Source organism: Sphingobacterium sp. 2149, from assembly GCF_031455655.1.
In the GTDB taxonomy this organism is placed as follows: Bacteria; Bacteroidota; Bacteroidia; order Sphingobacteriales; family Sphingobacteriaceae; genus Sphingobacterium.
Genome location: NZ_JAVDTD010000016.1, coordinates 119,870 through 133,175 on the forward strand (window position 1 = coordinate 119,870; position 13,306 = coordinate 133,175).

At 38.3% G+C, this 13,306-nt stretch carries 8 protein-coding genes; 4 read left to right on the forward strand and 4 right to left on the reverse strand.

Going from position 1 to position 13,306, the window contains the following annotated elements; all coding sequences use genetic code 11:
* Nucleotides 1-116: 116 nt before the first annotated feature.
* The 4 genes from J2X77_RS21165 to J2X77_RS21180 form a co-directional block, all read right to left on the reverse strand.
* Nucleotides 117-1,553, reverse strand: coding sequence for an alpha-L-fucosidase (locus J2X77_RS21165; RefSeq protein ID WP_293939512.1), 1,437 nt, complete (start codon nucleotides 1,551-1,553; stop codon nucleotides 117-119).
* A 72-nt stretch (nucleotides 1,554-1,625) separates the two neighbouring features.
* The gene (locus tag J2X77_RS21170) at nucleotides 1,626-3,212 is read right to left on the reverse strand and encodes a SusD/RagB family nutrient-binding outer membrane lipoprotein (RefSeq protein ID WP_310082361.1); all 1,587 of its coding nucleotides are present in this window, start codon (nucleotides 3,210-3,212) and stop codon (nucleotides 1,626-1,628) included.
* 11 nt (nucleotides 3,213-3,223) lie between these two features.
* Entirely contained in the window at nucleotides 3,224-6,472 is a 3,249-nt protein-coding gene (locus tag J2X77_RS21175) for a SusC/RagA family TonB-linked outer membrane protein (protein ID WP_209578671.1), read from the reverse strand.
* Between the two features lie 3 nt (nucleotides 6,473-6,475).
* Nucleotides 6,476-7,663, reverse strand: coding sequence for an ROK family protein (locus J2X77_RS21180; RefSeq protein WP_293939518.1), 1,188 nt, complete (start codon nucleotides 7,661-7,663; stop codon nucleotides 6,476-6,478).
* Between the two features lie 250 nt (nucleotides 7,664-7,913).
* Here J2X77_RS21180 and J2X77_RS21185 point away from each other — a divergent pair, with 250 nt between their 5' ends.
* From J2X77_RS21185 to pnp, 4 genes are all read left to right on the forward strand, one after another.
* Nucleotides 7,914-9,125, forward strand: coding sequence for a heparan-alpha-glucosaminide N-acetyltransferase domain-containing protein (locus J2X77_RS21185; RefSeq protein ID WP_310082363.1), 1,212 nt, complete (start codon nucleotides 7,914-7,916; stop codon nucleotides 9,123-9,125).
* Between the two features lie 103 nt (nucleotides 9,126-9,228).
* The gene (gene rpsO, locus J2X77_RS21190) at nucleotides 9,229-9,507 is read left to right on the forward strand and encodes a 30S ribosomal protein S15 (protein WP_046674145.1); all 279 of its coding nucleotides are present in this window, start codon (nucleotides 9,229-9,231) and stop codon (nucleotides 9,505-9,507) included.
* 574 nt (nucleotides 9,508-10,081) lie between these two features.
* Nucleotides 10,082-10,819, forward strand: coding sequence for a hypothetical protein (locus J2X77_RS21195; protein ID WP_310082368.1), 738 nt, complete (start codon nucleotides 10,082-10,084; stop codon nucleotides 10,817-10,819).
* Nucleotides 10,820-11,003: 184 nt separating this feature from the next.
* Nucleotides 11,004-13,190 (forward strand): polyribonucleotide nucleotidyltransferase, encoded by a 2,187-nt coding sequence (gene pnp / locus J2X77_RS21200; protein WP_209578667.1) that lies wholly within the window; start codon nucleotides 11,004-11,006, stop codon nucleotides 13,188-13,190.
* The last annotated feature ends 116 nt before the right edge of the window (nucleotides 13,191-13,306 follow it).

A 13,306-nucleotide genomic window follows, 5' to 3' on the forward strand; every position in this document is an offset into this window, starting at 1 on the left:
TTTTCTTTTGCCTGTGCAGAAGCTTTTGGGGTTCAAAATGTACAGGCGGTCACTCCTAACTGGTGACTTTATAAAATGTTAAAATTGCGCTGCTTTTAATGCAGCGCAATTTTATTCTATTTGCTTTGCAATTGGATTGCGGTAGCATAGTTAAATCGTGTGCCGGGGCTTCTCAATGTAATTTGGTTACCACGTTGAGACCAGTCTAATTTACCTTTATGACCTAAAATAGCAATTTTTTTTACATTAAAATTATCAGGTACTTCGAAAACGTATTCATTCGGCTGTTGGTAAGCATCACCTTCAGAAAGATGGAATACATTGACCACTTTACTGTCCTTGCTTCGGGTGTAGTAATAGTCACCTTGGTGATATGGGGCAATGGTCCGTGTTGCAAACACGGCAGTTTGATTGATTTTCATCCAGGCTGCCAGTTCGTTCAAGCGATCGTAAGCCGCTTGGTCGTAGTCTCCATTAGGGCCAGGCGCTATGTTTAATAGGTAGTTTCCGCCACGGGAAATGATTTTCACCAATGTTTCTACAAGCTTCTTGGTTGGTTTGTAGTTGTCGTTGGGAACATAGCTGAACGAATCACCCATTGTAATGCAGCTTTCCCATGGAATATCCAAAGGATGTTCAGGAATCGCTTGTTCGGGGGTAACATAATTTTCCCAATTTCCGGGTACAGTACGATCTACGACAATAATTCCGGGTTGATTTTTTCTCGCCATATTACCGATGCGGTCCATGTCGATATCTTGTTCCACTTTGATTGTTCTTTGCCAATCGACAGACTGATCAATTGTTTTAAAAGGGCGTACCCAGCCTCCATCTAACCAAAGGATATCAACTTTTCCATATTCTGAGGTTAATTCGTTGATCTGGTTATAGGTATAGTTTTTGAATTTTTCCCAGCGATCCGGGTGTTTTTGAGGATCATAGTTTACATTACGGTCTTTTGGGGGAAAGTAACTCCACCAGTAAAAATCTGTGTGCCAATCAGGTTTTGAAAAATATGCACCGATTTTAAAACCGTCGTTGCGAAATGTATTAAAAATTTCTTTGGTCACATTTGCTTTAGGATTAGTCGAAAACGGTGTTTTAGAAGACGTGATCTTATAATCGGACTCCTTGGTGTCGAACATCGCAAACCCATCGTGATGTTTTGTGGTGAAGACCACGTATTTCATTCCGGCGCCTTTAGCGGCATCAGCCCACTTTTGTGGGTTGAAATCGGTAGGATTGAAGGTAGTCTGTAGATTGTTGTAATTTTTTACATACTCGTTGTAGGTCGCTCCATGCTCTGGTTTTCGTTGTGTCCAGCCTTCGTCTTCTGGGCACAAGCTCCAGCTTTCAACAATACCCCATTGGCTATACGTTCCCCAGTGCATGAAAAGTCCAAACTTCATATCTTGCCATTGTTCGAGATTTTCAATCACTAATGGATCTGTCGGTTTTTGGTAGCCGGCAGATACGTTATGTGCCTGGCCGAACGCTAGGGTTGCGCTTGAAGCGATAAACGCAGTGGATATAATGGTTTTTAGTTTTTGCATGTATAAATATAGTGAAAGTGATAAAAAGAAAGCCACCTTAGGTGGCTTTCTATAATTAAGCGTGAAATGGCGTTAGTTAACGTCCCAGAAAATTTTGGTATCGCGTGTATCTTTAGATCTTACAGCTTGGTAGTTTTCACTATTGTTAGTAATCTCTGATGAAGGATACGTCAATCGTACAGGAGGACGCTGAAATCCATTCAATGTAGAAACTGGAAACGCTGGCAGAATTGGATATCCTGTTCTTCGGTATTCCGACCATGCTTGTTCGCCCTGTAACCAACCAAAATGTAACCATTTTTGTGTCCCTATAAGTTTTAATTTAGCGTTTTTATCCCCACTGAAAACTATGTTTGATTCAGTGACAAATTTATTAATTACTTCGCTACTTGGTTTAGTAGCTTTCGCATTATTTGAAGAGCTCTCATTAAGATAATAATAGAAGCTTACAGACTGCTTTACTGCTGTTTCATACGCTGTTTTTGCCGCAGCATCAGTACCCCATCTTTCTTGGGCTTCTGCTTTAATTAAGTTTGTCTCAGTGGCAGTCATCAAAACGCCAGGCAGTTTATTATTGATCCATGTAGTTGCAGAATCTATTACTGAATACTTCCTGAATTGTGCGTCTGCTTGGGCTGTAGTGAATGTAATGGGCATTGCTTGATATTCCTTATTGGGAACAAATTTTCCGTTTACTGTTTCTCCAAACTTATCGAATAGTACAGCAGTACGAGGATCATTTGCAGTTTTTAAAACGGTATTCAGCATATAATCAGGTGCATAATAACTTGGAAGTTCTATTAGTGCATCTAATAAGCTAGAGTTATACGTTTTCAAAGGCTGTAAAAGTATATCTTGTGATCCAGTGCTATAATCCCCGTTGTTGTCGCCATCAACCAATGGATACTCTGTTGGGTTGTTTAGCATGTCCATAATCTCAGTTTTAGCTTTATTTTCATCAACATTGGAAATTCTCATCAATAAGCGTAAACGTAAAGAATTCGTATATTTTCGCCATTTGGTTAAATCTCCAGAGTTTAGAATATCTGCTCTGTTAAATTCTGATGTACTTTTTGCTGTTTTCAAAAAAGTATTAATTTCTTTTAGCCCATTGATAAACAAAGTATACAATTCCTTTTGATCATCAAATTTTCCAAGCTTAATGACATCTGTTAAAGGAAGACTTCCAGCTTCAGAAAAAGGAATATCTCCGAAATTATCAACCAATTTTGAAGCTTGATCAAATAAAATGACTTTAGCAGTATTCATGTATAGATCGCGACTTGCCTTTTCTTCCGTAGATAAGTTGTTATAAGATCTTTCCATTGATCTATAAACACCAATTATGCCAGGTGAATAAAAATCTTTCCAATAGTCATTAATATAAGAATCACTTTGTTGATACATTGTATTTTCATTTGCAAAATAAGCTGTTTGTGTATATTTTGCTTGATGCATCAATATAAAAGTGCGGTAATGCCAGTATTCCGATCTTAAACGAGAATTATTCAGTATTTGTGAAAAAAATGCTGGTATATTGGGTAAAGTTGTCTGTTCTGGATCCGTATAACGATCCTCTAACTCAGTTTTACAAGACTGAAAGCTTCCTAATGTTAAAAGAATACTTCCGAATAATAGTATTTTATTAATTTTTTTCATTGCTTTAAGTGTTAAAATTTAGCATTAAGAGAGAAACCAAAACTTCTTGTTGCTGCATTGGAGCCGATATCAATACCTTGGGAGTACCAATAATTTCCAACAGGTGCTTCTGGATCGATATCTTTAATGGAACGATAGAAGTAGAAGAGATTTCTTCCTATCAGAGAAAAACGTAAACTATTCAATTTTAATTTTTGCGTGAATGATTCTGGGAGATTATATCCAATAACAACCTCTCTTAGCTTAATGAAATTATTGTCTAGCACAGCCGCTTTCTCATTCCAAGCATTATTTCCCCAATAAAAATTATTAATATAATATTCAGCACCAGAAAGATGAACATCATTTTTAGCGCCTGTGTTTTGATTAACGCCATCTAAAGTTATTCCTGATTCACGATATTCCAATGTGCTTTCTAGTCGACCTGCTCCGTAAGCGTATTTATGCGGCGTGGAAATCATTTGTCCTCCAAATCTGTAGTCAGCAGTAAAGTCTAAGCTAAAGTTTTTGTAGTTGAAAGTATTTGATAATCCTCCGATTGCTTTCGGCATAATATTACCCGCTTTAACATAAGTTGACTTATCAATAACATAATTACCTTCATCAGAGATTAGAAATTCTCCTTTTTCATTTGTCGCGCGAGGGAACACATATATATTTCCTAAGGTCTCCCCAGGTCTTGCTTCCATCCGGATGGAACTTTGATCCGCATCATAGAAAATTAATTTTGGTACACCACTGATCAATTCATCTAGACGGGACTTGTTATTTGAGAAGTTTAGTCTTGCATTCCATTTGAAATTTTCTGTTTGAATCGGAGTGCCGTTCAATGAAACTTCCCACCCTTTATTCGAGATTTTACCCACATTAAGGAATTGTGTCGACGCTCCAGTTGAAAATGCCGTACTTAAAGGCATAATTTGATCATCGATAAAATTTGAATAATAGCTTACATCTAGACCTAATCTATTTTTTAAGAATTTCAAATCTAATCCAATTTCCTTTTCAGTTTTTTTCTCAGGTTTTAAATCTTCATTTCCATAGGAAGAATTAGTAGCTAATGATGGCACTGGACCATTAACCGTTATTAATGATGTTTGTTTAAAAGCAAGATTTGACGCATAAATTGGTGCATCGTTACCAACTACCCCATAGGATGCTCTTAGTTTTCCATAGCTAAAGAATTCAGGTAATTTAAATGCGTCAGAGAACACAAAACTCGTGTTTACGGAACCATAATGATATGGGTTGTTTTTTGATGGCAATGTTGACGAATACTCTTGACGAGCTGTCCCTTCCAAGAATAAATAGTTTTTATAAGAAAGGTTTAATAAGCCGAAGTAGGCATATTTTATAAGTTCCTTTCTAACGTGGGTAGTTACAGCTTGGCCAAAGGTATTATTTAAGCTAAACCAATTTGCAGAAACCAAACCACCTTCTGTTCTGGACATTTGATCATCATAGTTTTCCATACGAGACTGAAAACCTCCACTTAAACTAAAGTCAAAGTCTTCAGATAATTTGTCTGCATAAGTTAATAAGGCATCTCCATAAATAATCTTATAGATTCCTTTCGAAACCTCAAATTTACCGGTACTATTAGTTTGATTATATTGGACAGCGTACTCGTTATGTTCTTTATTTTCGATATTTAATCCAGTAAAATCTGTTCCTAATCGACCTCTAAACTTTAGTTTATCTAATATACCCCAGTTTAACGTAGCACTTCCCAAAAAGCGATTTTCCTTCTCCTCATAACTGTTACGTTTTTGTTGCCAAAAGTAGTTTAATAGGTTAAGAGCTCTATAATTAACGGGAAATGCCCCAGGTCTATTGGATCCAAAAGGATTGTATCTGTAGCCGTCGGAGGTCTGGTAGAGTTCGTTTTTCATCTTCTCAACGTCTTCAGCACCGCTAAAAAATCCCGCATAAGAACCGAGAACATCTCCCATTAAACCGGGCCTATTTTTGGTAATCGTATTAATATAAGATGCAACTACATCCAAATCCAATCGATCAGCAAGCTTGATTGTACTATTTAAATTAAAGGTACTTTTATTCATCTTACTACCTGGTACAATTGCCTTGTAGTCCATATTGGAAGCTGATAACCTATAATTTATTTTTTCTGTTTGATTGGAAATACTTAGATTAAAATTACTATTGTGTCCAGTATCGAAAATATCACCATAATTGCCTTTATTAGCGGAGTACTTTCTTAACGAACCGTCCCACCAGCGAACATCTTTACCATCGTATTTAGGTCCAAATTGGCCCCAGGCATTGTAGTTCAAGAGTCTGTCACCTGGGAAGGCTGGATTTGTCATCCAGCCTTCTTCCGTACCGCCTACTTGTAAATTAGTAGCAGCATCATATCCTGGTCCGTACTCATACTGTAATCTCGGAAGAAACGCAGCAGTTTCGATAGAACCAGTGTAATTGAAGTCGATTCCAAGGCCTTTACCTTTTACACCTTTTTTAGTTGTGATTACAATAACACCACTTGCAGCATCAGAACCATATAACGCTGTCGCACTGGCCCCTTTTAAAATTGTCATGGACTCAATATCGTTAGGGTTCAAATCTAACATACCGTTTCCACGTATTCTATTGTCAGACCATATTGCTTGCCCCCCCGGGTCAGTAATACCACCAGTGTTGTTTAAACCTTTTGATCCTGCCTGTTGATCGTTTCTGATCATTACCCCATCAACCACATATAAGGGTTGTCTGTTGTTACTTAGGGAATTAATGCCACGAATCTGAATGTTAACGGCACTAGATGCTCCCCCTGGAGCGGAATTAATTTGCACGCCAGGCGCTTTTCCATAAAGGGCCGAACCAATGTTTGTCGTACCTGCTTGGGTTAACTCTTTCGAGCTTATTGTCGATGAGGCGTATCCGAGAGCTTTAGCCTCTCTTTTGATTCCCATTGCTGTTACCACAACTTCGTCCAAAGCGGAAGCATCTTCAGTTAATTTAATATTAAGTGTTTTTGAAGAACCAACAGTTATTTCTTGTGATTTGTATCCAACAATAGATACCCGTAAGACTTCGCCCGGCGATGCTTGGATCGTAAATGACCCATTACTTCCGGTTTGCGTACCGCGAGTTGTTCCTTTTACAGAAACTGTTGCCCCGGATACAGGTCCCTTCGCATCTGAAACTATTCCAGAAATGCTTTGCTGCGCATAAAGCGATGTCGCACTAAAAAGTGTACATAACGCTAATCCTGCAGTTTTTTTGTAAAATAGACTCATATTCTACTGATTAATTTGTGTGTAATTAGATTTAAATATTCGGTGTATTAGGTTTTCTACAACGAGGCACATTGTACCTTTTATTTGCGCATCTTTATGAAGTTCAGAGATTGCCAAATGTGTTGTTTTGGCAATCTCAGGTATGCAAAATTCATTTAGCGCAATTTGAATATGCGGTTCTAATATATGACCAACTTCAGCGCCACGGCCGCTGATCAATATCTGTTTCGGATTTAAAATATGAATTAAGGTCGAAATACCTTTTCCAAGCATATAGCCAATTTTTCCTATATTATTTATAGCAACTTGATCACCTACTCTGATCGAATCAAACAATGCTTCAAGTTTATTGTCGTTACTATTTATAAAAGTGCTATAAATTGAGTATTGCTCATTCTCAATATCATTCTCGACATATTTTATCGCAGCATTGAGTGATGCTACAACCTCTAGGCATCCCCTTTTGCCGCAAGAGCAGAGCATTTGGTTATCTGCTAAGGGGATGTGGCTAAATTCCCCCGCGTACCCAGCGGTTCCTTTAAATATAGTGTTATTGATGATTATCCCCAGTCCAACACCCCAGTTAAGGTTAATAATTAAAGAGCTGGTAAGGTCTTTGGCTATTCCCAATTGTTTTTCTGCCAACGCAATACATCGAGAATCATTCTCTATCACAGTTGGTATATTAAATCTTTTCTCAATATTGTGCTTAAGATTAAATAGACCATGAGCTTTGGGGTAAGATTCATTTATGCCTAATTCGCTGTTGACAAATCCAGGTATACTGACGCCAATACCTATAAAGTTTTCAAGTGATATCGTAGATTTTTGGATTAATTCCTCTGCACGATTTAGTATGGTATCTAGCGAAGATTTTTCTTTTAATTCTACTGCTATATCTCGATATTCTGCAATCACCTTATTATGCAAATCAGAAATCGAGATTGTTGTAAAATACTGATCGCATGCTATTGAAAGAATATAGTTGTCTGAGTTTTCATTTATTGTATATTGAATCGGTCGGCGTCCACCAGTTGACTCTGCAAATCCACATTCAACTATTATATTTTGCTCAATTAAGTGATTAACAACCTTAGTTACAGAGGGAGTGCTTTTCGCTATCTTTTTAGCAAGATCAGCAATTGATAGCATCGATTCAACATAAAGGTTTATTAATATCTCGTTTTCCATTGTAAATGAATGGTTAGTAGAAGTCGGTTAAACTTTCGTTAAAGATATGTTAAAAAAAAAGTAAGTTCCAAAAACTTTTTGTTTTTTTTTAAAAAGTTTTGATTTCTTTATTTTTTACGGAATGAAGGGTGCTAACGATTGTAACAAGCTTGTCACCAAAGAACTCCTGTTTATGCCTCTTAATTATAGATTAGGCATAAAAGTGAATATCAAATACCTTATATTTACCTCTTAATTATAGTATCTAATTATGAAACAACGCTATTACTCCTTGGATGTCTTTCGTGGAGCTACTGTGGCACTGATGATTATGGTAAATAATCCGGGGACATGGGCTTATACGTTTGCGCCGCTAAAACATGCAGCCTGGCATGGATGCACACCTACAGATCTGGTTTTTCCTTTTTTTCTTTTCGCAGTTGGTAATGCCATGTCTTTTGTGATACCTCGATTACAGGAAGCTGGCCCCGCCGTATTTTGGGAAAAAGTAATTAAAAGGACGATTTTGATTTTTGCCATCGGACTTTTTATCAACTGGTGGCCTTTTATCAAATGGGAGGGAGCTGAGCTGGTATTTAAACAGTGGGTAGATCCAAATGATGCAAGTCGGGGCATACGTATTCTTGGGGTATTGCAGCGTATTGCCATTGCTTATTGTTTTGCTTCTTTATTAGCCTACTATTTTAAAGAGAAAGCGATTATTTGGATCTCTGCAGCTATTTTGCTTCTATACTGGGCTGTTTGCGCATTCGCGGGCGGATCGGATCCCTATAGCTTAGCGGGCTGGTTCGGCACAAAGTATGATATTGCTATTTTAGGTTTACCGCATGTTTACAGAGGCGAGGGCGTGCCGTTTGATCCTGAGGGGCTAATGAGTACGCTGCCAGCAGTAGTTCAGGTTGTATTTGGCTATTTGGTCGGTGTATTTATTAAAAAACAAGGTCAGGTGGATTGGCTGTGGACCAGAGTTCCAGCTTCCAACGAACCGCATTTTAAATTATTGGCGGGCATGTTTGTGACTGGATTTATTTTGGTCGTGTTGGCGTGGATATGGGCATTAGGTTTTCCGATCAATAAAAAAATATGGACGAGTTCATATGTGCTCTATACAACTGGTTTGGCAACCATGACAATAGGTGGCATGATCTGGTTTATTGAGGTGCAGGGTGTAAAAAATAAATTGACACAATTTTTTGATGTTTTTGGTAAAAATCCACTGTTCATCTTTGTGTTGAGCGGTATTCTTCCACGCTTTCTAGGACTATTTCGTATCCCTGACGGCTTAAAAGAGGACGGCTCGCAACAATACATCGAAGCTTTCGCCTGGTTCTATAAATACGTCTGTGCGAAAATACCTGGAATCCCGGAAGTTGGCTCTTTTGTTTATTCGCTCTGCTTTCTGACGTTGATGTGGGTAATCTGCTATTGGTTGGATAAGAAAAAGATCTATGTAAAGGTATAATAGCATCTGAAACTTTGCTTGTTAAATATTTTGGCAACCAAATACTTTTGCTATCTTTGCAGCCAATTAATAAAATTTTTAACGCTTTAATATTATTCAGGAAATGTATTTAAGTAAAGAGTACAAAGCTGACATCTTCGCAGAATTCGCTGGATCAGCTACAAACACAGGATCTACTGAAGGTCAAGTTGCTTTATTCACTAAGAGAATTGCTCACTTAACTGAGCACTTGAAAAAAAACAGAAAAGATTTCGGTACACAACGTGCCCTACAAATGTTAGTAGGTAAACGTCGTTCATTATTAGCTTATCTTTACAAAAAGGATATCAACCGTTACCGTGCGATCATTAAAGGTCTAGGTTTACGTGATATTATCAAATAAGCTTTTATAAAAAGGTGTTAAGAAAGCCATCCAATTTTGGATGGCTTTTTTTTATTTATACAAAAATGAGGTACTCTTATTTTTAGCAAAATTCGGCACAGATTTCTTAGCGAAGTATTGTAAAAAATGTATACATTTTTAAAAGGGATGGTCAGCTTCTGTCCCGAGGCTAAGCGTGATAGCGTAGCCATGCAAATATTAGTCGAAAAAGACTGAAAATTGAAATAAGAAATGGAGTATAGCGGGATGGGTTACGCTAACTTCGGGCTTCGGCTGGCAGAGCCCTTTGATAGGGGGCAAGTTAAGACCAAGTTATTGCCAAGTTCGCCCTGTAAGTAGTTTGAGTGTACAGTGAGTCCACGTTGAGTCCACCTTTTAAGCTGCTCTCACTGTGCCTGTATGTTTTTTACAAGTCGGGAGGGGGGCGAACTTGGGGCGAACTTTTCCATAAGCAATTTACAACAAAGTCTCTTGAAAATTGCAATTTTTATAATTGTCATTTTACTCGGATTCGTAATTTATTAAAAATCAACAATATGCTTTATTGTAGGCGGTCGCTGTGGGATCTTTAGGTATGGGAATAAATGACAATGGGTTTATCAGAGGCCTAGTTGGCCCGCTGGTAAATAGAAAAGTTGGCAATAAAAACTACTTGCAGAGCAGGCCACATCGTGTCAAACAGACGAATGATACCAAGCGGACAGGTAAGGATTTTGGAAATGTAAGCCGTGCCGGTGCTCTGATACGGATGTGTTTTGGCGAAATACATCAAGAGCTTCATGACGGGCAGATGGGCAATCGGCTAAATAGGCAGATCTATCGTGCAATAAAGCCAAACCTCGATTCGGATAAAGGTAGCCGTACACTGAGCAACAGCATATTGGATATGTTGGTGAATTTTCAGTTCAATGAAAACTGCCACATGCAAGATTATTTTTTTATCGATCCTGTAGTTTCCATGAACAAGAAGAAAGATCTTAAAATATCATTCCCCGAGTTTGATATCAAAAGAGCGCTGGTCCTTCCTGACAAATGCAATGCCGTGGTATTCAAATTTCATGCCTTCTCATTTGATTTTGATGAGTTTGAGCCTACAGAGATAAAAGAGGTAGAATGGGAATACGATGTTAAGTATAAAGAGGATGTGATACCGGCAAAAAACTTGACCGTTAAATGTGGCGATTTTGTCGGTAGTTCAATATTTGTGGGATTTACTATGCTGTATCTGAAAAAGGGAAGCTATCGGTCAAATGTGCTCAATGAGATAGATTTTAATCCAGCCTCGATTCCAGCAGCTTTTCAGCTTGTGTAAGGTATAAGGCACATTTTTGGGAAACGAAAATAAAAATTGAATTGATATATAGTATTTGCGTATTTAGCCAGCTGTTAATTGCACTAATCTTAATATTTTAATTTACCTTTGTGCTGAAATCTAATGTATTTAAAATATTGGCATGCTGCCAACAAGACGAAAAGCATGTCGCAAACAAGATTAAATGAATTACAACGAAATTAAAACAACCATCGATATGGGTAATGGCACCCAGATCGAATTGTCTACAGGAAAATTGGCAAAGCAAGCTGATGGTGCTGTAGTATTAAAACAAGGCAATACGATGTTGCTTGCGACAGTCGTTTCTGCTAAAGAAGCTAAATCTGGCGTCGATTTTTTACCTTTATCTGTAGATTATCAAGAAAAATATGCGGCAACTGGCCGTATTCCAGGTGGTTTCTTACGTCGTGAAGCTAGATTGTCAGACTATGAGGTGTTGATCTCACGTTTGGTAGACCGTGCATTGCGTCCTTTGTTCCCTGAAAATTATCATGCAGATACTCAAGTGGCAATTAGCTTAATTTCTGCAGATAAAGATATTATGCCTGACGCTTTAGCAGGCTTGGCTGCTTCTGCGGCAATCGCAGTATCTGATATTCCTTTCAATGGTCCTATCTCAGAAGTTCGTGTAGCGAAAATTAACGGTGAGTTGGTGATCAACCCAAAATTATCTGACCTGGAAAATGCAACATTAGAATTTATCGTTGCTGGTTCTGCGCAAGATATTGGCATGGTTGAAGGTGAAGCAAAAGAAATTTCTGAAGCTGAAATGGTAGAAGCCATTGCTTTTGCGCACGAGGCAATCAAAAAGCAAGTTGCAGCTCAGGTAGAATTGGCTAATCTGGTTGGTAAAACTGTTAAACGGGAATACAACCACGAACCAGAAAATTTAGAATTGAGAGATTCAATCTTTGCAGCTACTTACGATAAAGTGTATGCTATTGCAAAATCAGCATCTACCAAACATGACCGTTCTGAAAGTTTTGCGAAGATTGCAGAAGAATATAGAGCAACAATGCCTGAGGAATTGGATGATGATACAGCGTTCTTGTTTAAGAAATATTTCCACGATGTGCAGTATGATGCTGTTCGTAATCTTGTATTGGACGAAGGAATCCGTTTAGATGGTCGTGACGTACGTACAGTTCGTCCAATCTGGTCTGAAGTAGATTACTTGCCTGCTGCGCACGGTTCGGCTGTATTCACACGTGGTGAAACACAATCATTGACTTCGGTTACTTTGGGTGCTAAAGATGATGAGCAAATGATCGATGGTGCTTTTATCAACGGTTATAATAAATTTATTCTTCACTATAACTTCCCTGCATTCTCTACAGGTGAGGTCAGACCTAACAGAGGTCCGGGTCGTCGTGAAGTTGGTCACGGTAACTTGGCTATGCGCTCATTGAAACAGGTTCTTCCGGCAGATAATGAAAATCCATATACTATCCGCGTAGTTTCTGATATCCTAGAATCCAATGGTTCGTCTTCTATGGCAACGGTATGTGCTGGTACATTAGCGCTTTTAGATGCTGGTGTGAAGTTAAAAGCTCCAGTTTCGGGTATTGCCATGGGATTAATTTCTGATGAGACAACTGGTAAATATGCGATCTTATCGGATATATTAGGTGATGAAGATCATTTGGGAGATATGGACTTTAAAGTAACTGGAACTGAAAAGGGTATCGTTGCCTGTCAAATGGACTTAAAAATCAATGGTTTGAAATGGGAGGTCTTGACGCAAGCGTTGGATCAAGCAAAAGAAGCGCGTTTGCACATCTTAGGCGAGATGAAGAAAACCATTGATGCTCCTCGTGAAGATTACAAACCTCATGCACCACGTATCGTTCAATTGTTGATCGACAAAGAATTTATTGGCGCTGTAATCGGACCTGGTGGTAAAATTATCCAAGAAATGCAACGTGAAACTGGTGCTACGATTTCAATTGAAGAAGTTGATAACAAAGGCGTTGTTCAGGTTTTTGCCGATAACAAAGCTGCTATAGATGATGCCGTAGGCCGAATCAAAGCGATTGCTTCTAAACCTGAGATTGGAGAGACTTACGAAGGTAAGGTGAAATCCATCATGGCATTTGGTGCGTTCGTTGAAATCATGCCAGGTAAAGATGGTTTATTGCATATCTCTGAAATCGACTGGAAGCGTCTTGAAACAATGGACGGTATCTTCAAAGAAGGGGATAAAGTCACTGTAAAATTGTTGGACATTGACAAACAAGGTAAGATGAAGCTTTCACGTAAAGCATTATTACCGCGCCCTCCAAGAGAAGACAAGCCAAAACAGGATAAACCTGCTGGCGAAGCTCCTGTAGCTGGTGCTGGTCAGGAATAAACCTGTTACGCAATAGATAAGAAAAGAGGCTGTCTCAAAATGACAGTCTCTTTTTTTTGCATTATCTAAGGCTTATAATTTGTTTTAATTGTTTGATTTTCATATATTTATAGTGT

Bases quoted from the DNA above. Each gene is read 5' to 3' on its own strand.
- J2X77_RS21165 (WP_293939512.1), bottom strand. From the start codon at position 1,553: ATGCAAAAACTAAAAACCATTATATCCACTGCGTTTATCGCTTCAAGC.
- J2X77_RS21170 (WP_310082361.1), bottom strand. From the start codon at position 3,212: ATGAAAAAAATTAATAAAATACTATTATTCGGAAGTATTCTTTTAACA.
- J2X77_RS21175 (WP_209578671.1), bottom strand. From the start codon at position 6,472: ATGAGTCTATTTTACAAAAAAACTGCAGGATTAGCGTTATGTACACTT.
- J2X77_RS21180 (WP_293939518.1), bottom strand. From the start codon at position 7,663: ATGGAAAACGAGATATTAATAAACCTTTATGTTGAATCGATGCTATCA.
- J2X77_RS21185 (WP_310082363.1), top strand. From the start codon at position 7,914: ATGAAACAACGCTATTACTCCTTGGATGTCTTTCGTGGAGCTACTGTG.
- rpsO (WP_046674145.1), top strand. From the start codon at position 9,229: ATGTATTTAAGTAAAGAGTACAAAGCTGACATCTTCGCAGAATTCGCT.
- J2X77_RS21195 (WP_310082368.1), top strand. From the start codon at position 10,082: ATGGGAATAAATGACAATGGGTTTATCAGAGGCCTAGTTGGCCCGCTG.
- pnp (WP_209578667.1), top strand. From the start codon at position 11,004: ATGAATTACAACGAAATTAAAACAACCATCGATATGGGTAATGGCACC.